Raw genomic sequence first — 21,572 nt, forward strand, 5'->3', positions numbered from 1 at the left:
ATAATCAATAAGGAATCAAAAGAGGAAGAGTTTGCTCTTCCTCCTACAATAGCTGGAGCTCCTTTGCCGTCTTTTCGATGACATCAAGCGCCTGATCCAGTTCATCTTTGGTATGCTCAGCTGTTATAATCGTGCGAATTCTGGCTTTACCCTTTGCTACAGTCGGGAAAACGATGCTTTGGGCAAAAACGCCTCGAGAAAGGAGCTGATCAGAAAATTGCTTTGCCACACCTTCATCACCTATTAAAATAGGAAGAATCGGCGTTTCACTCTTCGTGAGAGTCAGGCCCATTTTTACAAGCATTGCTTTAAAATAAGCGGTATTTTCCCACAAGCGCTCCATATGCTCCGGCTCTTCCAGCAAGACATCGATTGCTTCCATACAAGCGGCAGTGACAGCAGGCGGATGGGATGTGCTGAATAAAAACGGACGGCCTTTATGGCGCAAATAATCGATCAGCACCTTTGAACCTGCAGCATAGCCGCCAAGCACTCCGATTGCCTTGCTTAGTGTTCCGACCTGAATATGAACTCTGCCATCAAGACCGAAGTGATTCACCGTTCCTCTGCCGTTTTCGCCAAGCACTCCGGATGCATGGGCGTCATCCACCATCACAAATGCGTCATACTTCTCAGCGAGCTCTACAATATCAGGCAAAGGAGCTATGTTGCCATCCATGGAAAATACGCCGTCTGTCACAATCAGACGCATCCGATAATTCATTGACTTTCTCAGCACCCGCTCTAAATCACTCATATCGACGTGCTGATACACCTTTTTATCCGCCTTTGTCAGTCGAATTCCGTCAATAATAGAGGCATGGTTCAGCTCATCTGAGATGACAATATCCTCTTTTGTAAGAATACTTGAAAGTACGCCTTGGTTCGTTGTGAAGCCTGATTGGAATACAAGTGCTGCCTCCGTTTTTTTAAAGGCTGCCAGCTTTTTCTCAAGTTCTTGATGCATGGTAAATGTGCCGGCAATCGTTCTCACTGATCCGGTGCCGGCTCCATACTGCTGTACGGCCTCCTGTGCGGCGTTGATGAGTCTAGGATGTGAAGTAAATCCGAGGTAATTATTAGAAGAAAGCTGAATGACTTTTTGATGATTGACTGTGACAGATGGGCCTTGCATAGATTCAAGCTGTTTTATGTCTTGCCATGTATGGTTTTCTTTCATTCTATCAAGCTCTGCTTTTAAAAACTCAAATTCCTTCGTCATGTTTATCCCCCTTTTATGGAATTAAAATTACTTTTCCGCACTGGCCGCTTCTCATCAGTTCGAAACCTTTTTCAAACTCCTCTAACGGAAACTGATGGGTAATAACAGGTGATAGATCGAGCACGTTTGAACTGATCAGTTGAGACACCTGGCGCCAGGTTGAAAACATTTTTCTTCCTGTGATTCCTTGGATCGTAAGCCCCTTAAATACCACTTTATTCGTTAAATCAATTGTCACCGGATGTTCCGGCAAGCTCAGAATATGAAACCTCCCGCCATTCGCAGCCATCGCAAGACCTTGGGCAATCGCTGAGGGATGGCCGGACATCTCACAAACAAGATCTGCGCCTTCTCCATTCGTTAAAGCGCTTACAATTTTGAGCGGATCTTCTTTTTCAATAGAAACAGTACAAGTCGCTCCCATTTGTTTGGCAAGCCTCAGCCTGTATTCATTCTTATCGATTGCTATCACCTGAGAAGCTCCTGCTGCTTTTGCAACCGCAACAGCCATAAGACCAATCGGTCCGCATCCAATCACTGCAGTCGTTCCTCCTGCAGGCTGGCTCTCCAGTACGGTATGAACTGCATTTCCTAAAGGCTCTTGAATAGAAGCAATCGACGGGTCCATTTCAGCAGGATTTCTCCAGATGTTATCAGCGGGAACTTTTACATATTCCGCAAAACAGCCTGCCGTGTCCACTCCAATAATCGCAGTATTGGTGCAAACATGAGATTTTCCTGTTACACAAGGGACACATTCACCGCAGACAATGTGTGTTTCCGCCGACACATATTCTCCTGCTTTTACACCGCTGACATTCTCTCCCACAGCTTCAACAATTCCGCTGAACTCATGACCGAAAACATAGGGTGTTTTGATTCTCTGACGTGCCCATTGATCCCAATTATAAATGTGCACATCCGTGCCGCATATGGAAGCAGCTTTCACTTTTATGAGGACTTCATGTTTATCAATCTCAGGAATAGGAACTTCAGTCAGCACAGCACCGAACGCCCCGTCCTTTTTCATTAGAGCTTTCATCTTTCCACTCTGCATGTACAATCCTCCTTGAAAAATTCTTGTTACATTCGGATTGTACCATGATATGGAATAAGCGTAAACAGCACTGTCTTTTCCAGAAGGACAAAAGTATCTGTCTTGAAAAATGGGCGGAATTTTTTTTTTGAAACGTTTTAGCTCATTTCTGATTTTGCATATCCGCCCATTATATGCCAAAAATACTATCGGGAGAAAATATCACAATAAATGAAAAACAACCTGTTTGCATTACGCAAACAGGTTGAGAATACTTTATTTGTTTTTAGCGAGGTTCCACGATTAATTTAATCGCTGTTCTTTCTTCCCCATCGATTTGAATATCTGTAAAAGCCGGAATACAAATCAAATCTACGCCGCTAGGCGCCACAAATCCCCTGGCAATCGCCACAGCTTTTACAGCCTGGTTTAATGCACCAGCTCCGATCGCTTGAATCTCGGCGGCTCCTCGCTCTCTCAACACGCCTGCAAGCGCACCTGCCACTGAATTTGGACTCGATTTTGCTGAAACTTTTAAGATTTCCATTTCTGCTCCCCCTTAGTTTTACAATGGATAAGTGAGTGTTCATTAGAACAATCATTATTAGATGTTGCTATCCAAAAAGCCATCCCCACAATGCTTTTCAAAAATAGCGGGCTACCTTCCATTTTTACTATATTCACTAAGGAGTTGCTATATTCCTGCTTTTCTTTTTAATATTTTTATAAAATAACCTATGTTCAATTATTCAAAGAACATGTGATCATCATTGATTAAAACACGCTCGATTTTCACGGCTTTTTTCGTTTGATCATCTATGTCAATGACAACTCCGCTGAGCGTTGTTTTCCCTTCAGCGACAGTAAACCGGACTGGAAGGTTCGTTTTGAATCGTTTAATAATCGTCTCTCTGTCCATTCCCAGTATACCGTCATATGGGCCAGTCATTCCTACATCAGTAATATATGCCGTTCCCTTCGGCAAAATGCGGTTATCCGCTGTCTGCACGTGTGTATGAGTTCCTACAACAGCTGATGCCCGTCCATCCGTGTACCAGCCAAGCGCGAGCTTTTCACTTGTCGCTTCGGCATGAAAGTCGATAAAAATGTACGGTGTTCTTTTCGCAGCTTCAGCAATCAATTCATCCGCTTTTAAAAACGGGTCATCAAGAGGCGGTAAAAACGTACGTCCCTGCAAATTAATAACCGCAAGTTCTTTGCCGTTTGCTTTCACATATGTGATCCCTTTCCCCGGTGTTCCTTCAGGAAAGTTTGCCGGGCGAACCAAATTCGGAACGTCATCTATAAAATCAAAAATTTCTTTTTTGTCCCATGTGTGGTTCCCCATTGTGATTGCATCTGCACCGGACTGGATTAAGCTGTGATAAATTTTTTCCGTCAGGCCTTTTCCGTGTGCGGCGTTTTCACCATTAATAATGGTAAAGTGAGGCTTATATTTTGTTTTTAACTTTGGTACATATTCTTTGACCATGTCACGGCCCGGTGAACCGACAACATCTCCGATAAATAAAATTCTCATTTTGTAAATCCTTTCTTCTTGAAAATTCCTTAGCCGTCAAAAAAATAAAGTGATGCTTAGCGCATCACTTTATTTTGCATACTCTACGGCACGAGTTTCTCTGATTACAGTCACCTTAATATGACCTGGATAATCGAGCTCGTCCTCAATTCGCTTGCGGATATCTCGCGCCAGTCGATGAGCTTCAAGATCATTAATTGAATCCGGCTTCACCATAATGCGCACTTCGCGTCCAGCCTGAATGGCAAATGATTTTTCAACACCTTCGTAGGACTCAGAAATTTCTTCGAGTTTTTCAAGTCTTCGAATATAATTCTCAAGCGTCTCACTTCTCGCGCCAGGCCTTGCAGCGGAAAGCGCATCTGCTGCAGCGACCAGCACAGCGATAATGGAAGTTGGCTCCTCATCCCCGTGGTGTGATGCAATACTGTTAATCACGACTGGGTGCTCTTTATATTTGGTCGCAAGCTCTACCCCGATTTCAACGTGGCTTCCTTCTACTTCATGGTCAATTGCTTTCCCGATGTCGTGAAGAAGACCCGCACGTTTGGCAAGCTTTGCGTCTTCACCAAGCTCCGATGCCATTAGACCGGCCAAGAATGCGACTTCCATGGAATGCTTAAGCACATTTTGACCGTAGCTTGTACGGAACTTTAAGCGGCCGAGAATCTTGATGAGATCTGGGTGGAGGCCGTGAACACCAACCTCAAATGTTGTCTGTTCACCCATCTCACGAATATAGTCATCGACCTCGCGACGAGATTTTTCAACCATTTCTTCAATCCGTGCCGGATGAATTCGGCCATCCTGAACGAGTTTATCAAGAGCAATTCTGGCTGTCTCACGTCTGATCGGATCAAATCCGGAAAGAATGACAGCTTCAGGTGTATCATCAATAATCAGGTCAATTCCTGTCAGCGTTTCAAGCGTACGAATGTTACGCCCTTCCCGTCCGATGATACGTCCTTTCATCTCATCATTTGGAAGATTGACAACTGATACCGTTGTTTCGGCAACGTGGTCCGCTGCGCAGCGCTGTAAGGCGAGTGAAAGAATGTTTTTCGCTTTCTTATCCGCCTCTTCTTTCGCACGGTTTTCAGTTTCTTTTGTCATGATGGCGATGTCATGTGAAAGCTCGTTTTCAACCCGCTCAAGAATGATTTGCTTTGCTTCATCACGAGTCAGACTCGAAATTCGTTCCAACTCTGACTGCTGCATACGAATCATCTCATCCACTTTGCTTTCCATCTCTTCAATATGTTGTTGTCGTTCATTCAGAGAATGATCTTTCTTCTCCAACATCGCTTCCCGTTTATCAATTCCCTCATGTTTGCGATCAAGGTTTTCCTCCTTTTGGAGTAAACGGTTTTCTTGTTTTTGAAGCTCATTTCGTCTTTCACGAACTTCCTGTTCAGCATCTATTCGAAGTTTGTGGATTTCATCCTTTGCTTCAAGCAGAGCTTCTTTTTTCAGTGCTTCAGCATCACGCTTTGCATCTTCAAGAATTTGCTCGGCTGCACCGCGTGCGCCCGCAATTTTCGCTTCGGCAATGGTTTTACGAACAAAGTAGCCAACAACTAAACCGAGTAGAATCAGCAAAATGGAGATGAGAACCATCATAATTGGGGTCATACTTTCACCTCCTCTTGCTATGAACTTGGTTGTTGCTTAAATAAGTGTCGGCATGTACATTGTCTAGTTTTCTCAACATACAGAACCTTCACAGGGAATGAGTATGTTCATCGCCCTTGTCAAGTTTAAATGGTTTAACAATCATGTTAAAAAAACAAATGTTACAACTTCATTGTAAATGTGTCGGAAATACTTGTCAAGCTTGCCATCTTAACGTTTGCAGACCCGACGTCTTTTCCCGTGCCGAATGCAATTTATCCAAAAGAAGATCACGGATCATTCTTGATTCAGAAGCTGATATATTTTATTGTTTACTTGGCCCAATTTAGCGTTATTTTGAATGTTGGAGAACAAAATAACAATGGTTTGCCCAGATTTACTAAAGCTGTTCAAGATATTGAAGCCCGGCATAACGCCATGGTTTGAATAGCTTCCGGGAGCAACATAAAATCCCATGCCGTATGTGGAGCTGCTCCCTGGCGTAAACATCTTTTCATAGCTTTTTTGTGAATACAGTTTTCCATCTATCAGCGCTTGGTCAAATTTGTACATATCTATAGCGCTCATATAAATATCGCCCGCTCCATACAGCTGAGATAGATCAGGTATATACGGTGTAACCGTTTTGCTGCCCTTCATCTTATATCCGACGGCAGGATAAGGTTCTTTTTCATATGTTTTGTAAAAGCCTGCATGCGTCATTCCCGCCGGTTTAAAAATGTGTTTTTTTATGTACTGTTCATACGGCTCACCGCTTACTTCAGCAATGATATAAGCGAGAACAGAATAGTTGGAATCCTTGTAGTCCCATACGCCAGGCTGACGTTTGATTCCCTGAAGTTCTATGTCTTTTATTAAATCGTCCGGGGTAATGGCGCCGTTTCCTTCAATATGTCCGTTTATCCCCGATGTATGTGTAAGCAGATTCTTCAAAGTAATCGTTTGTCCGTTGGGGAAATGAGGTAAATATGTACTTACCGGATCACTTGTCTGAAGTTTCCCCTTTTCCTCAAGCTGCAAAATAGCGGTTGCAATCAGCGCTTTTTGTGACGAACCGACGTAAAAAGACGTCAATGGATTATTTTGAATGTGATGTTCACGGTCTGCATAGCCAAAACCTTTATTTGTTACGATTTCTCCATTTCTGACAATCATAGCAGTTCCGCTGAAACCGATCTCTTTTAAATAATTGCTGATGTTTTGATTTCGGTCTACTGTTTTGATTTGTTCCTCTGATTTTTTGGCAGTTTTCTTTTTAACCTCTTTTTTCTGATCGGTATTTGAAACCGCTGCAGTTTCTTGAGATGGCTCGTTTTCTTCACTATTTCGATGAAGCGCATTCCAAATCGTAATGCAAACCATCACTGCTAAAAGACCAAGCAAAAGTTTTCCTCTTTTATTTAGTTTTCTCCGTCTGCGTTTCGCAGTTCTTCTGCGGGTTGGGCTCGTCATTCATTTTTTCCTCCCGAAATAAATTCCATTTTGCACACGTTTTGTTAGACGAATAAAGCCCTAAAAAAGTTGTCAAGAAAAGCAATATTTTTATCATTTTTTTGCAAAATACAAAAAAGCTGAGTTTTTCACTCAGCCTTTTGTATCATTTGAAACTTATTTTATTTTTATTCTTCAAATTCGAGTTCTTCTTGTGTCTCTTCAGCTTGCTGCTGCACTACTCCGTTATTATCCAAGCCGTAATGTTCGCGAATCTGCTCCTGGATCATCAGCATGATATCTTTATTTTCTTTCAGGAATTGCTTTGCATTTTCACGGCCTTGGCCAAGGCGCTCTTCTTCATAAGAGTACCATGAACCGCTTTTTTGCACGATATCAAGTTCAGTTCCTAGATCAATGATTTCTCCTTCTTTTGAAATGCCTTCTCCGTACATAATGTCAACCTCGGCTGTACGGAACGGCGGAGCCACCTTGTTTTTCACGACTTTGATTTTCGTTTTGTTCCCCATTACGTCATTGCCTTGTTTCAGCTGTTCAGCACGGCGCACTTCTAGACGCACGGAAGAATAAAATTTCAGTGCACGGCCGCCAGGAGTTGTTTCCGGGTTCCCGAACATAACGCCGACTTTTTCACGAATTTGGTTAATGAAAATCGCGATTGTCTTCGATTTGTTAATGGCCCCTGAAAGCTTACGAAGCGCTTGAGACATTAAGCGTGCTTGTAGACCGACATGCGAATCTCCCATGTCGCCTTCAATTTCCGCTTTCGGAACGAGAGCAGCTACAGAGTCGACAACAACAATGTCAACTGCCCCGCTTCGAACCAATGCTTCCGCAATTTCAAGCGCCTGCTCGCCTGTGTCAGGCTGAGACAGTAAAAGCTCTTCGATGTTAACACCAAGCTTTTGCGCGTATACCGGATCTAACGCATGCTCCGCATCGATAAACGCGGCTTGTCCGCCCTGCTGCTGTACTTCAGCAATTGCATGAAGCGCCACAGTTGTTTTACCTGAGCTTTCAGGACCGTATACTTCAATAATCCGTCCGCGCGGATATCCGCCAATTCCCAATGCCGTATCAAGTGCGAGGGAGCCGCTTGGGACAGTAGAAATTCTTGTATCTGTCTTTTCTCCCAGTTTCATAATGGAACCTTTACCGAACTGTTTTTCTATTTGTTTAAGAGCCATATCTAAGGCTGCCTGACGATCACTCATTCTATTTTTTCCTCCTTTATGTTACCACTACATATACTATACCCTGTTTGAAGGGATTTGCCAAGAAAAAAGCGAACGCATATTCGGATTTTTTCTTGGCGTGATTCCTATCAAAATATCATAATGTATCAGAGAAATCATGCTTTCTTAGGAGGATAATGTGCTGATAATATTATTTTTGTTCTAAAAGCTTTAAGATTAAATGGCAGCCATATTTGGCGCCGCGTTTTCTGATTCCCGTTCTGGAGCCCGCAAAGTGAAACTCATGAACCTCTTCTTTCCCATTTGCGGAAATACCGATAAACACATGCCCAGGCTCATGCCCTTCTTGAGCATCAGGTCCTGCTACACCAGTAAAGCTAATGCCGAGATCGCTGCCAGTGAGTTTTTGAACACCCTTAGCTAGTTCGGCTGCGCATTCCTTGCTGACCGCTCCAAAACGGTCTAATGTGTCCTTCTTCACACCAAGCACATTCTGCTTCACGTCGTTTGTATAGCAAACAACACCGCCGGCAAATAATGTTGAAGCACCGCTAAGATCCGTCAGCCATTCAGAAAAAAGCCCGCCAGTAAAGCTTTCTGCCGCAGAAATTGTAATGCCTTTTTCCTTACATGCTTTAGATAGCTCTTTTACAAGAGAAGTATCATCGTACCCATAGAAAAATTCACCGACACGCTCTAAGATAACGGCCTCTGTTTCTTTTAGCAGACGCTCTGTTTCCTTTTCATCGGCGTGTTTGGCTGTCAGACGCAGCGTCACCTCTCCATCAGCAGCCAAAGGAGCGATTGTCGGGTTGGTTTGTGCATCAATAATGTCTTCCAAATCGGCTTCAAGCTGAGATTCGCCGATACCGAAAAAGCGAAGAACGGTGGACACGATTTTTTCATTTGAACCCATCTTTTTGAGCAGAAGAGGCTTTGCCTCGTTTTCAAACATTGGACGCAATTCGCTCGGCGGCCCAGGAAGAAGCATATAGAAGCGCGATTCATGCTCTATGAGCATTCCCGGGGCCATTCCAAAGTGATTCGCCAGCACGTCAGATCCTTCGATCACAAGCGCCTGTTTTCGGTTATTAGGTGACATCGTGCGTTTTGTTCGCTTGAAATAGTCCTCAATGGATTGGAATGCCTCATCATTTAACACAAGCGGGCGCCCCAGCGTATTTGCAATCGTTTCTTTCGTCAGGTCATCCTTTGTGGGTCCAAGACCTCCTGAAAAAATAATGAAATCAGAGCGTTCTTCAGCAATGCGGATGACCTGCTTCAGCCGCTCCGGATTGTCTCCGACCGCTGTATGATAAAATACGTTGACCCCGATTTCAGCGAGCTGTTTGCTGATAAATTGAGCATTTGTATTGGCGATTTGGCCAAGCAGCAGCTCTGAACCGACTGCAATTATTTCTGCTTTTTTTGGAAATTCCATGACGAAGTCCTTCTTTCTTAGTTAGATGTTTTTAACGCTTCCCAGTTTTTAGAGAAATATTCCCAGCCTGAGACGACAGTAAAGAAGACGGCTACCCACAGCGCCAAGTCAGCAAACGGGAATGACACAAGTTCAAATGGAAGATTGTGAAGAAGCAATGCGGATACCGCAATAATCTGTGCCCACGTTTTGATTTTACCAAGCATGTTAGCAGCTACGACTTCTCCTGTTCCGGCCAAAACAAGCCTTAAACCTGTTACAGCAAACTCCCTGCTGATAATCACAATGACCATCCAAGCTGGCGCGAGATCAAATTGAACAAGGATAATTAACGCTGCGGATACAAGCAGCTTGTCCGCAAGCGGATCAAGAAATTTCCCGAAGTTTGTTACAAGGTTCAGTTTTCGGGCATAATATCCGTCAACCCAATCTGTTGTAGATGCAATAATAAATAGAATGGCCCCCGCCAAGTGTGCGATCGGGATCGATTCGTCTCCAACTTCGAGCCTGCCCCAGTCAAACGGCGCCAGCATGATAATCATGAAGATTGGGATTAATGCGATTCTAGCTAGTGTGATTTTATTTGGTAAGTTAAACATAAAGCCCCTCCAATTTCATACTCGGACGTGAAGAAAAGTCATCTGGTAATTAAGATGACTTTTCTTCCTTTTTATTTACAATCTTTATGGTTTGTGCCATCACTTTTTTCGGATCAAGTTCATATGAAAGAACCTTGCCGTTGATTTTTATTTTCAGATTAGGTGCATATCCTGTGCGGATTTCAACCTGTTTCTGATCAGTTATATCTTTTTTATAGGTTTCGTCTTTTTTCAGCGTTCCTTCTTTTAAAGAGCTGCTGTTTTCATCGCGCACCCGAATCCAAGAGCTGTCCGCTGCCTTCAATTCAAGCTCGATTTTATCAGCGCCGGACACTTCATAAGTCGTTAACGATCCTTCAGTGCCAGCAGCTTTAATCTCCAGCTTATCACTGTCATTTTCTTTTTTCTTATCTTCGTTTTCTTTCGTTTCTTTTTTAGTGTCTGTCTCTTTTTCAGAGCTGTTATTTTGATTCTCTTTCAGCGTTGAATCTTTAGGGATTTCGTACTTGCTCTCACTTTGCGTAATTGCTTTTTCTGATGCCGCATTGTGATCATCACTGTTTTTGTGATTCGCAAATTGAATGATCGCGTACACAATGGCAATCACGACAATCACGCCGAGAATGACAAGTATCGTTGGCAGCAGCTCCAGCGCCTTAGATGCTGGCTTTGGCATTTCCTTTTGAAGATTCATGCCAGAGATCTTTTCAGACACATCGTCATGATACGTATTCGGGATATCTTTTTTATGCTCCTCAAACAGCTGATCCGCATCAAGCCCAACGGCTTCTGCATATTGCTTGATGAATGCCCGAACATAAAACTTCCCCGGAATAATGTCATAGTTTCCTTCCTCCAAGGCGGTTAAATACCTTTTTTGAATCTTTGTTGCCGCTTGGAGATCATCCAATGACATTGCTTTTTCCTCTCTGGCTTCTTTGAGCCGGATTCCTAGTTCAGTCACAACAAACACCTTCCAATTTTAAAAATCAAAGCTTGAAAACCCGGGTTGATCAAACATTTGGGGTTCCTCGGCATGTTCATATGTAATAACCTCATCAGGGTCATTTCTCAGTTCAATAATATAATCAAAGTCATCTAGTGTATACTCTGTATTTTGAACGAATATGTCCGGATGCTCCACCACTTTTGTTGCCGGAAGCCGCATTATTTCTCGGACCAGCTGGAGATGGCGTTCCGATCCTCTTCGTGTTGACACAATTCCGTCAACGATAAAGACATTTTCAGTGCTGTATTCTTCGGCAATCAGCTGGCTTCTTATCGTCTGCTTCAGCAAGGTTGAGGACACAAACAGCCACCTTTTGCTTGCACACACACTGGAGGCCACAATCGATTCCGTTTTTCCGACACGCGGCATTCCTCTGATTCCGATTAATTTATGGCCTTCTTTTTTGAACAATTCGGCCATAAAATCGACTAATAAGCCAAGCTCGTCCCGTTCAAAGCGGAACGTTTTCTTATCATCGGCATCCCGTTGAATATAGCGGCCGTGGCGTACGGCAAGACGATCGCGAAGCCTCGGTTCTCTAAGCTTCGTTACTTTAATTGTTTCCATCGTTTTTAAGATTGATTCTAATCGTTTAATTTGATCTATATGGCGGCACCTGAGGAGCATTCCCCTTCTGGAAAGATCGACGCCGTTTATCGTTACGATGTTAATAGAAAGCATCCCAAGAAGAGATGAGATATCCCCGAGCAGTCCGGGGCGGTTCACTTGAATTTCATATTCAAAATACCATTCGAGCTTTGCCAAATGATATACCCCCTTCATTGTGGCAAAATTTTACCTTCCTTTATCATAAAGCATTTTTCTCTAATTAGAAAGAAGAATGTTGCTGTGATGAGGAAAACATAAAAAAGAGAGGAAAAATCCCCTCTCTTCCTAGTGAGTGCTGTTATTTTCAACAAGCTTAACCATCATATTGGCAATGGCGTGCTGTTCATCTTTTGATGCTACACTCCAAAGATCTGCCAGCACTTTTTCCTGCTCGTTCTTAGATTCCACTTCATTAGCCAAGTAGCTGCCGATTTCTGTCGCAAGATCTGTAATCGTATCCTGGCTCATACCTTTATCTTGCGCATAGTTCAGACGGTCGCCAAGGAAGTTTTTCCAGCTATCCCAGTTTTCTAATACTGACATGCTTGTTTCCTCCATTTCATGTGAAGTTACAAGATTATTGTGTCCTTCGCAAAAGAAACTATACACCGAATATTTTCGGATCAGCAGTGCCAGCCGCCATTCACCGACAGAATTTGGCCGGTGATATATGATGCTTTGTCAGACAGGAGAAAAGCTGTTGCATCCGCAATTTCCTGCGGCCGGGCCAGCCGGCCGATCGGGATCTCATCAGCGATCTCTTCTTTTTCAGACGGGGTGAATTGATTCATCATATTTGTATCAACCGCGCCCGGCGCTACCGCGTTTACCCTGATTCCGCTTGGCGCCAGCTCCTTAGCCAGCCCTTTTACAAACGAATGCTGAGCTCCCTTTGCCATGCTGTACAGCACTTCACAGGATGCTCCAGTCTCTCCCCAAATCGAGCTGACAGCCACAATTGCTCCCGATTTATTCCGAATCATGCCTGGAAGAAGGTTTCGCGTCAGCATATACGGACTCGCCACATGGAGCTGAACCATTTCCTGGACTGTTACGTTATCCACATCCGTAATCAGCCCAAAATGGCTTCTTCCGCTGTTTAAAACAATCGCATCAATCGGCTGAACAATTGAACTTGTCAGCTTATCTGCCCCTTCTGGCGAGGACAGATCGGCTTGCAATATCTCCGAGTACAAGCCAAACTTCTCTCTTAGTTTTTCAGCAAGCTCCGCTGCCGCATTTTGATTTGTATTGTAATGGAGCAGCAGATTGTATCCCTTAGCCGCAAGGGTTTCGCTGATGCTTTTGCCAATGCCGCCGCTTGCTCCGGTGATTAGTGCTGTTTTGTTCATCCTCTTTCCCTCTTTCCGCACAAAAACACCCCTCACACTGGAGGGATGTTTTGTTTATGATTTAGGAACAACCTTGCATACAGTCAGTCTGTCTGCAGCAATTTCCTCTTGTATGACTTTCTGCACATCCTCGATAGTAATCTGCTCGAGTACCGTTACGACGTCAAAAAGGCTCATATCCAAGAATGCATAACGGGTAAATTGATTGGCGATGTATTCAGGGGAATTCAGCGCTTTTAAGAATGTACCGATCTTTTTCTTTCTGGCCAGTTCAATCTTTTCAGCGGTAATCAATTCGCCCGCGCGCAAAAGCATGCTTGAAACGTCTTCAGCCAATTGATCAGGATCAGGCGTATCTCCGCCGATCGCTGCAAAACCGAACCCATATTCAGCAGTAAAATCAAAGCTGAACGTTTCGTCAATATACCCTTTTTCATAAAGTGATTCATACTGGGCAGAGCTTTTGCCGAAAAGAGCTTCAAGCAATAAGTTCATAGATAGTTCATGCTTTAACAGCTCTTTGCCTAATCTAAACGGGTTCTTTGATTTTAACCCGACAAGGCATTTCGGTCCCTGCACGTTCATTTTGATCTCTTTTTCTTTTCGGAAAACCGCTTCTTGCTCTTTCACTTCTTCACGTTTGATTTCCGGCTGACCGGTATACGGCTTTTTCTCCTGATTTTCTCTGACCTGGGAAATGATCGCTTCAGGATCTACCGGGCCGACAATGAATAGGAGCATGTTGCTCGGGTGATAAAACGTTTCATAGCATTCATAAAGAAGATCTTTTGTAATATATGAAATGCTTTCCACTGTTCCCGCTATGTCAATTCTGACAGGATGCTCTTTGTACATGTTTTCAATGACTCCGAAGTAAAGCCTCCAATCAGGGTTATCATCGTACATGTTAATCTCCTGCCCGATAATCCCTTTTTCTTTTTCAACCGTTTTTTCAGTGAAATATGGGTCCTGCACGAAATCGATGAGCGTCTCTAAATTGCGTTCAACATTTGATGTGCTTGAGAAAAGATAAGCCGTTCTTGTAAATGACGTAAACGCATTGGCAGAAGCACCCTGTTTGCTGAAATCTTGAAAAACGTCTCCGTCCGCTTTTTCAAACAGCTTATGCTCAAGAAAATGGGCGATCCCGTCCGGCACGTGAACCATCTCATTTTTATCTAAAGGGACAAACCGGTTATCTATTGAGCCGTACTTTGTTGTAAAGACCGCATATGTCTTGTTGAAGCCTTTTTTCGGCAAAACGTATACGTCAAGGCCGTTGGACATTTTTTCATGATACAGCGTCTCCTGAAGCTGTTCATATTCGATTGGTTTGATCAAGATGCTCCCTCCGTCCCTTTTAAGAAATAAGTCGTATCAAGCTGAATCTTTTCGCCGGCTTTCATGATATCCTCTTTTGTGACATTCCCAATATTGGCAAGAAAGTCTTCGATAGGAATCTCGACTTGAGCAGCGGCCTGCTGATATAAAAATTCAGTTAAACCGTATGCAGTATCAATCGTTTCCAGCACTTGATTTCGAATGACGGCCTTTGTCTGTGCGATGTCCTGCTCACTGAAATCGCCGTTTTTCATTGCCTGAAATTGCTCCGCAATAATTGAAACAGCCTGGTCGTAATTTTTCACTTCAATGCCTGACATCACCATTAACAAGCCTTTAAAACTTTCTATACGCGAAGCGGCGTAGTAAGCAAGGCTGGCTTTTTCCCGAACGTTAATGAAAAGTTTAGAGTGAGAGAATCCGCCGAACAATCCGTTAAACACTTGTAAAGCCGGATAGTCCTGATCTGTATAAGTGATGCCGGTGCGGTAGCCGATATTCAGCTTTCCTTGTTTGACATCTTCCTCATCAATCACTTCTTTTGCTTGAACTTTTTCATCAGCCCGATTGTTTTCAATCATGCCAAGAGTGCGCTCTTCGGTTTGGAAATACTTATCAATGGCCGTTTGCACCTGCTTACTGTCCACATCACCGACAACATAAAGATCAAGCTGGTCTTTTTGGATAGCACTTTGGTATGTTTCGTATAATTGCTCGGCCGTAATGTCATCGACATCGTCGATTTCACCATTGACATGGAGCGCGTAAGGCTCATTTTGGCACATTTCCTGTATCAGTCTTAAATTCGAGTAGCGCATTTTATCATCATAGACGGCTTGGATTCTTTGCTTAAGCGTCCGTTTTTCTTGAGCCACATATTGTGCCTGAAAAGCGCCCCCCTCTAAAGCAGGTGAAAAGACGATTTCTGCGAGAAGCTGAAGCCCTTTCTCAAGAAGCGGTGTTTGGTCTTTTAAATATTTTTCATTCGGGATTTCAAGCCTGAACGTAATGACGTGCCGCTCTCCTTTTTTCGTAAGATCCGCCGATACTGATGTACCGTACAGCTCATCCAAATAGGAACGCAATTCTGCGGTTTTCGGATGGCTTTTCGTTCCGCGAAGAAGCACATGCGGGAGAAGCGCTCTTTTGGTGACTTGATCCTTTGTCAGCGGCGCAAGCATCTTAAAAATAAGCGAAACGGTTTTAAATTTTTCTGTTTCTACAATGTGTGCGGTTAAACCGCCGTGCTTTGTTTTGAGTTCATTAACATATGACATATGGAACCTCCTTCGTTCATTTCTTCATTAGTATGTATTATGACCAATTTTAAGCATACGCAGAAACACTCTTTCATGTAATTATAGCAACTGTAGGATTTATAAGGAAACAATAACCTCCGCATACGGTATAGTAAGTTCTTTTTCAATCTCGGCGATGGTTGGAACCTGCAAGGGCGCGCAAAAAAAAGACGGTTGGCTAGACCGTCCCTAAGTTTTTTTCTTCTTCTTCACTTTTTTTAGCATCTATAGTAAATAATACCAAAAATAAAGAAACAATGCTGCAAAACGCCGAGAGTATGAAAATAATCCAGTTTGCATTTGACATTAATGCAGCAAAAACAGGCGGGCCGAGAGCCACTCCTATAAAGCGCATGCTATTGTAGAAGGAGGATATGGTTCCGCATTGCTCACTTTCAATTCCTTCGGTTATCAATGCATCTAAAGCAGGAAGAGCCATGCCGATCCCAATCCCGCCAAAGCTTAAAAAGACAAATAAAAAATAAAAACTGTGGTTCCACCACAAGGCAATAAACGACAGGGTTAACAGAATCATTCCTGTCACAACGCAAAATTTCATTCGGCCTTTATCTTTACCGATCTTTTTGCCAGCTATAAAAGAACTGGTTGACAAAAACAAAAGTGGGATTGCCAGTAATCCGCCTTTAGCTACTCCGTCAATGGCATACTTGTTCTCCAGCGTATCTGACAAATAAAATAATATGCCAAATAACAAAAACATAATGACACACCCGATAATGAAGACCGTATAAAGCCAGCGCCCATCCTGTTTAAAGATTTTCTTCACGCTCTTGATAAACTCAGAAACCGCAGGCGCATCTTCATCTTCTTCAGGCTTGGCCACTAAAAACAATACGAGCAAAAAGCTGATCAAACAGAAAAACGGAATAAACCAAAACGGTACAAACCAGTACCAGGAAGCCAGTAATGCGCCAAGTATGGGACTCAGTACCTTCCCTGACGTGTTAGCGGTTTCAATATCTCCAAGTCCAGCGCTGACCTTTTCATCGTCTCCTTCAAACAGGTCACCGATAAACGGCATGACGATAGGAGCGGCACCCGCAGAACCGATGCCTTGAAGAACACGCCCCGCCAAGATCATAGCATAAGGATTTTTCATGTAGGTTGAGGCAAAAGCAGCTACCACTCCACCTAATCCTGCAATGAGGAGACATGGAAGCAATATTTTTTTTCTCCCGAAACGATCCGACAAGTATCCGGCAATCGGAATGCAAATAATTGCCACTACTGAATATACAGTAATGATTAACGACACTTGAAATGAAGTCACCGACAGCTTTTTTTCCATCATCGGAAGAACAGGAATCAGCATGGAGTTCCCGAGTGTCATCACAAGCGGGACGGAAGACAATGCAATAATATTTTTCATTCCATTTTTCTTTCTCAACATTTTCACCCATTCACTTTCTTGTCATCTCTTATATATTGCGTTAACCGGAATGAAAGTATGTACAAAGAAACATGAATCAGTGCAAATAAAAAAACAGACACACTAGCGTCCGTTTTTAGAATCGTTTACGCAAAACATGAAATCTGAATTTATCCGCTCTGAAATAATTTAACGAGTAAAGCACCGGTTTATCGTGCTGATCGTAATGGGTTTGTTTTAACAGTAAAAGTGCTGTTTCCGGATCGCATTCCAGCACTGGAGAAATGGTATCGTGATAGCCGATCGGTTCTATATCAGTTACTGCATAACTGATTACGGAGCCTGAATTTTTCTCAAGCAGGTCAAACATAGATTCTTGCTGATGAGAAAAAGAATTCGGCAAAATATTCATCGGAATTTTGTCTATACAATATACAATCGGCTGTCCGTCAGCTGTTCTAACACGTTCAAGATAAAAAAGTTCTTGCCCTTCTGCCAAATGAAACCTCTTCGTATCATCCTCAGACGGCATAAGCACTTGTGATGACAGAAAAATCGTGCCAGGGGTCATATTTGCCTGTTCTATCATCTTCGTTACACTGTTCAGCTGTTCAATGCCCGAAAGAAATAACGGCTTAGAATGGACAAAAGTGCCTACACCATGCCTTCTGATAATCACATGTTCTTCTTCCAATATCCGCAAGGCTTCTCTTAGCGTCGCTCTGCTCACACCTAGCTTTTTGGAAAGCTCAAATTCAGAAGGCAGCTTTTCCTTCTCAGTGTAGATCCCATTTTTTATATCCTCTTTAATTCGTTCAATTACTTTCAAATACAAGTGCCGATTATCAGCTTTTGTAGACATGTTTCCCCTCCGTAAACCACTTTCGATAAAAATTATTGAACAATTGGGACAACTATATCATGTTTTGTCGAAAAAATAAATAGAAAGCTTATCAGTTTACATAATGTTATTATTGATAACTAAAGGAAAATGGAACTCCCTTCATTATGAAGAGAGCTCATCATATTTCTCTTTTGATAATAAGACTTCCCTAGGTTTGCTGCCTTCATACGGCCCGACAACGCCGCGTTCCTCCATTGCGTCAATCAGGCGCGCCGCTCTCGTATAGCCGATTCTGAATCTTCTTTGCAGCATTGAAACAGATGCCGTCTGCATGCCGACGATTAATTCAACAGCTTCATCATAAAGTTCATCAGTAACCTCTGAATGAGTTTCCGTTGTCTCCTCAGGAATCATTTCTTCTTGATATTGCGCTTTCTGCTGTGTGATCACATGGTCGACGACCTTCTCCACTTCGTCATCCGACAAAAATGCTCCTTGCACACGGACAGGTTTGTTAGCCCCTACAGGTAAAAACAGCATATCGCCGCGGCCGAGAAGCTTCTCAGCGCCGCCCATGTCAAGAATGGTCCTTGAATCCGTCTGCGAAGATACGCTGAACGCGATTCGTGACGGAATATTCGCTTTGATCACCCCTGTGATAACGTCCACCGAAGGCCGCTGCGTCGCAATAATGAGATGGATGCCGGCAGCCCGCGCCATTTGGGACAATCTCGTAATCGAATCTTCCACATCAGACGAAGCGACCATCATGAGATCGGCAAGCTCGTCCACAATGACAACAATATAAGGGAGCTCCGGCTGTTTCGCTCCTTCTTCATTGTTGGCGCGTTTTATATAATCATTGTATCCTTCAATATTTCGTGTGCCCGTATGAGAAAATAATTCGTACCGCCGCTCCATTTCATTGACAACCTTTTTCAAAGCCTGCGATGCTTTTTTCGGATCGGTTACAACCGGAGCAAGCAGGTGCGGAATCCCGTTATAGACATTCAGCTCTACCATTTTAGGATCGATCATCATCATTTTCACTTCATGCGGCTTTGCGCGCATTAAAATACTTGTAATAATGCCGTTGACACAGACACTTTTTCCGCTTCCGGTTGCGCCTGCGACCAAAAGGTGGGGCATCTTATTTAACTCAGCCAATACAGCTTCACCTGAAATATTGCGGCCAAGTCCAATTAACAGCTTCGCATCCGGTCTGTCATTTAATTTAGACTCCAGCACTTCCTTCAGCGAAACCATTGCCACTTCTGCGTTTGGAACCTCAATTCCGATTGCTGATTTTCCTGGTATAGGCGCTTCGATCCTGATATCCTTCGCAGCAAGCGCCAGCGCTAAATCATCGCTTAAATTGACAATTTTGCTAACCTTCACTCCGACATCAGGATACACTTCGTATTTTGTTACGGCCGGCCCGAGATGAACCTGTGTCACTTTCGCCTTTACGCCAAAGCTTTGGAAGGTCCGTTCAAGCTTTCTCGCATTTTCATAAATATTCTTTTTATCAGCCTGCTGGCCGGTATGCTTTGGATCTGCCAGTAAATCCAGTGACGGCATCTCGTAATCCTTATTTTCAAGCTCCGTAAAGGTCATAGGAGGAGCAGAAACAGTTTCCTGATCACCTGTCTCTGGTTGGATGTCCTGAAGCGGCTCCGATACAGGTTCGGTGCGCTTTTCTATAACTGGAGACTCATCCTCTTCATTACGATCAGAAAAGCTTGAGATAATTGGTTCTGAATGGACAAGAGGCGATTCTGTCTCAGAATCCCCTTCTTCATCAGAAGGCTCCGGTTCCATTTGCTGTTTTTTGCGGACCGGTTTTTGTTTTTTGCTAGGCGCTTTTGTTTTTTTTGATGACTGCATATTTGATTTGACGGATTTCATATCATCAATAAATGCCAACCATTGTTCTTTTATAAAGCGTCCAATCGGGCTCATCCACTTTTTCAGCGTTTCTTGCAGTGAGCGTCCTGTGACTAAAATCATTCCTATCAAAATCATGACAATCGCCATGATCTGAGAACCAGTTGACGCAAACAAGAAGTGTGAAGCTGCAAACAGCAGCGCACCGATCATCCCTCCGCCTAAATCAGGAGAAGCAGAGCTGCCATTCATGTCCATTAAAAACAATTCCCACGTATTACGGACCACGCTTGCGGACTCAATAGTCCCTTTGTGCGTCAAATTTTTAAACAGCTGCACGTGAGAAAGCAGCAATATGCTTGCGATGATACAGTACAACCCGGCCTTTCGTCTCGTTAATAGGCTTGGGGTTTTCTTCTTCCAAAACAGCGAGACTCCTAACACCAATAAACCTAACAAGCATAAAATAAACCACTCTCCAGCAAAAAAGCGGAACAAATAGATAAATGTTTGCCCGACTACCCCCAGCTGCAAGATTGCGATAATTGAAATGGCTATACACAGCAGTCCGTTGAGTTCGTATTTTATATTGAGCTGTTTCGCCTGTTTTTTTCTTGATTTTCGTTTTTTCTTTGCCACACTCATCACCTTACTGCGTTAAAAAATGTAAGTTCATACATAATGAAGAAAGCAGCCGTTTACAGGCTGCGTTTTTTCTGTAGGATTCCCCTATTATAGCATATTTTGCCCTTAAAAAAGGATTGGATTCTTATACGTTTAATTTCAGCTTTTGTCCCGGTGAAATGTCCGGATGCAGAAAATGCATTGGGTTTGTGCTCATAATTTGAATGACTTCCGCTTCATTTCCTTTCATTTCGACCAGAAGCGGTACACCTTTATATTCTATTTGCTCATGTGCGCTCGTTTCTTGGTTCTGTTCTGCAAACACAATTTCCTGCGGCATCACGGTATACAGAATCATTGAATCATCCGTCCTTCTTCTTTCCTTGCTGCCTCTATGAGCTCATTCAGTTTATTGATTGCCTGTCCGACGCCGCCTGCGTGATCAATCAATCCGTATTCAACTGCATCCTTACCAACTACATTTGTTCCGATGTCGCGTGTTAAGTTTCCTTTTGAAAACATTAGCTCTTTAAATTTCTCTTCAGTTATATTGGAATGGCTTGTGACAAATTTAACAACTCTTTCTTGCATCTTATCCAGGTATTCAAACGTTTGCGGCACCCCGATGACCAGACCTGTGAGCCTAACGGGGTGAATCGTCATCGTTGCTGTTTCGGCGATATAGCTATAGTCACAGGATACAGCAATCGGAACGCCGATGGAATGACCCCCGCCAAGCACGATAGAAACGGTCGGTTTCGATAAAGATGCCAGCATTTCCGCAATTGCTAGACCAGCTTCAACATCTCCTCCCACAGTATTTAATATAATCAGCAGGCCTTCAATTTTAGGATTTTGTTCAATTGCCACAATCTGTGGGATGACATGCTCATATTTTGTTGTTTTGTTTTGCGGAGGGAGCTGAACATGGCCTTCTATTTGTCCGATTATAGTCAGACAATGAATATTTGTATCTTGGGGCAGCTGTGGAAGTGACGTTTCACCAAGCTGCTGTATTTTATTCATAATGCTGTCTTTCGCATCATTTTTTTCAGAACGCTCTTCTTCTGTATTTTCCATACGATGATCCATCTCGCTTT

The 21,572-nt window shown here is 43.3% G+C and carries 20 protein-coding genes; all 20 read right to left on the bottom strand.

Annotated elements, in window-relative coordinates; genetic code table 11:
• Positions 1–43 precede the first annotated feature (43 nt).
• Complete coding sequence (locus NZD81_RS06575; RefSeq protein WP_069149616.1) at positions 44–1,222, bottom strand: glycine C-acetyltransferase; 1,179 nt, start codon at positions 1,220–1,222, stop codon at positions 44–46.
• Between the two features lie 13 nt (positions 1,223–1,235).
• Entirely contained in the window at positions 1,236–2,279 is a 1,044-nt protein-coding gene (gene tdh, locus NZD81_RS06580; protein WP_103748760.1) for an L-threonine 3-dehydrogenase, read from the bottom strand.
• A gap of 265 nt (positions 2,280–2,544) precedes the next feature.
• Positions 2,545–2,805: a stage V sporulation protein SpoVS gene (spoVS, locus tag NZD81_RS06585; protein ID WP_003154135.1), complete on the bottom strand. Its 261-nt coding sequence runs from the start codon at positions 2,803–2,805 to the stop codon at positions 2,545–2,547.
• 198 nt (positions 2,806–3,003) lie between these two features.
• Positions 3,004–3,798, bottom strand: coding sequence for a 2',3'-cyclic-nucleotide 2'-phosphodiesterase (gene ymdB / locus NZD81_RS06590; protein ID WP_040083141.1), 795 nt, complete (start codon positions 3,796–3,798; stop codon positions 3,004–3,006).
• A 69-nt stretch (positions 3,799–3,867) separates the two neighbouring features.
• Complete coding sequence (gene rny, locus NZD81_RS06595; protein ID WP_003221010.1) at positions 3,868–5,430, bottom strand: ribonuclease Y; 1,563 nt, start codon at positions 5,428–5,430, stop codon at positions 3,868–3,870.
• A gap of 276 nt (positions 5,431–5,706) precedes the next feature.
• Positions 5,707–6,882 (bottom strand): serine hydrolase domain-containing protein, encoded by a 1,176-nt coding sequence (locus NZD81_RS06600; protein ID WP_014664022.1) that lies wholly within the window; start codon positions 6,880–6,882, stop codon positions 5,707–5,709.
• Positions 6,883–7,049: 167 nt separating this feature from the next.
• Positions 7,050–8,096, bottom strand: a complete 1,047-nt coding sequence (gene recA / locus NZD81_RS06605; protein ID WP_003245789.1) for a recombinase RecA — start codon at positions 8,094–8,096, stop codon at positions 7,050–7,052.
• Positions 8,097–8,268: 172 nt separating this feature from the next.
• The gene (locus NZD81_RS06610) at positions 8,269–9,519 is read right to left on the bottom strand and encodes a competence/damage-inducible protein A (RefSeq protein WP_289859788.1); all 1,251 of its coding nucleotides are present in this window, start codon (positions 9,517–9,519) and stop codon (positions 8,269–8,271) included.
• A gap of 17 nt (positions 9,520–9,536) precedes the next feature.
• Positions 9,537–10,118, bottom strand: a complete 582-nt coding sequence (gene pgsA / locus NZD81_RS06615; RefSeq protein WP_014664019.1) for a CDP-diacylglycerol--glycerol-3-phosphate 3-phosphatidyltransferase — start codon at positions 10,116–10,118, stop codon at positions 9,537–9,539.
• A gap of 49 nt (positions 10,119–10,167) precedes the next feature.
• On the bottom strand, positions 10,168–11,082 hold the full coding sequence (gene rodZ, locus NZD81_RS06620) for a cell shape determination protein RodZ (protein WP_069839434.1): 915 nt from the start codon (positions 11,080–11,082) through the stop codon (positions 10,168–10,170).
• Between the two features lie 18 nt (positions 11,083–11,100).
• Complete coding sequence (locus NZD81_RS06625; RefSeq protein ID WP_040083145.1) at positions 11,101–11,892, bottom strand: DUF3388 domain-containing protein; 792 nt, start codon at positions 11,890–11,892, stop codon at positions 11,101–11,103.
• A 129-nt stretch (positions 11,893–12,021) separates the two neighbouring features.
• Positions 12,022–12,279: a DUF3243 domain-containing protein gene (locus NZD81_RS06630; protein ID WP_003245199.1), complete on the bottom strand. Its 258-nt coding sequence runs from the start codon at positions 12,277–12,279 to the stop codon at positions 12,022–12,024.
• 80 nt (positions 12,280–12,359) lie between these two features.
• A complete protein-coding gene (ymfI, locus tag NZD81_RS06635; RefSeq protein ID WP_289859790.1) occupies positions 12,360–13,088 on the bottom strand; it encodes an elongation factor P 5-aminopentanone reductase in 729 nt (242 codons plus the stop codon).
• Positions 13,089–13,142: 54 nt separating this feature from the next.
• Positions 13,143–14,429, bottom strand: a complete 1,287-nt coding sequence (gene yfmH / locus NZD81_RS06640) for an EF-P 5-aminopentanol modification-associated protein YfmH (RefSeq protein ID WP_289859792.1) — start codon at positions 14,427–14,429, stop codon at positions 13,143–13,145.
• Complete coding sequence (gene yfmF / locus NZD81_RS06645; RefSeq protein WP_289859794.1) at positions 14,426–15,706, bottom strand: EF-P 5-aminopentanol modification-associated protein YfmF; 1,281 nt, start codon at positions 15,704–15,706, stop codon at positions 14,426–14,428. Before yfmF ends, yfmH begins: the two co-directional genes overlap by 4 nt.
• 199 nt (positions 15,707–15,905) lie before the next feature.
• Complete coding sequence (gene bcbE, locus NZD81_RS06650; protein WP_289859795.1) at positions 15,906–17,117, bottom strand: bacillibactin exporter BcbE; 1,212 nt, start codon at positions 17,115–17,117, stop codon at positions 15,906–15,908.
• 136 nt (positions 17,118–17,253) lie between these two features.
• Positions 17,254–17,979, bottom strand: coding sequence for a GntR family transcriptional regulator (locus NZD81_RS06655; RefSeq protein WP_003245732.1), 726 nt, complete (start codon positions 17,977–17,979; stop codon positions 17,254–17,256).
• 144 nt (positions 17,980–18,123) lie between these two features.
• On the bottom strand, positions 18,124–20,487 hold the full coding sequence (gene spoIIIE / locus NZD81_RS06660) for a DNA translocase SpoIIIE (protein WP_071576878.1): 2,364 nt from the start codon (positions 20,485–20,487) through the stop codon (positions 18,124–18,126).
• A 130-nt stretch (positions 20,488–20,617) separates the two neighbouring features.
• Positions 20,618–20,830: a YlzJ-like family protein gene (locus tag NZD81_RS06665; RefSeq protein ID WP_003231871.1), complete on the bottom strand. Its 213-nt coding sequence runs from the start codon at positions 20,828–20,830 to the stop codon at positions 20,618–20,620.
• Positions 20,827–21,564 carry a translocation-enhancing protein TepA gene (tepA, locus tag NZD81_RS06670; RefSeq protein ID WP_014664011.1) on the bottom strand — a complete coding sequence of 246 codons (738 nt, stop codon included), beginning with the start codon at positions 21,562–21,564 and terminating at the stop codon, positions 20,827–20,829. The genes NZD81_RS06665 and tepA overlap by 4 nt, the downstream gene beginning before the upstream one ends.
• Positions 21,565–21,572 lie beyond the last annotated feature (8 nt).

The organism is Bacillus sp. B.PNR1, from assembly GCF_030386235.1.
GTDB lineage: Bacteria > Bacillota > Bacilli > Bacillales > Bacillaceae > Bacillus > Bacillus stercoris.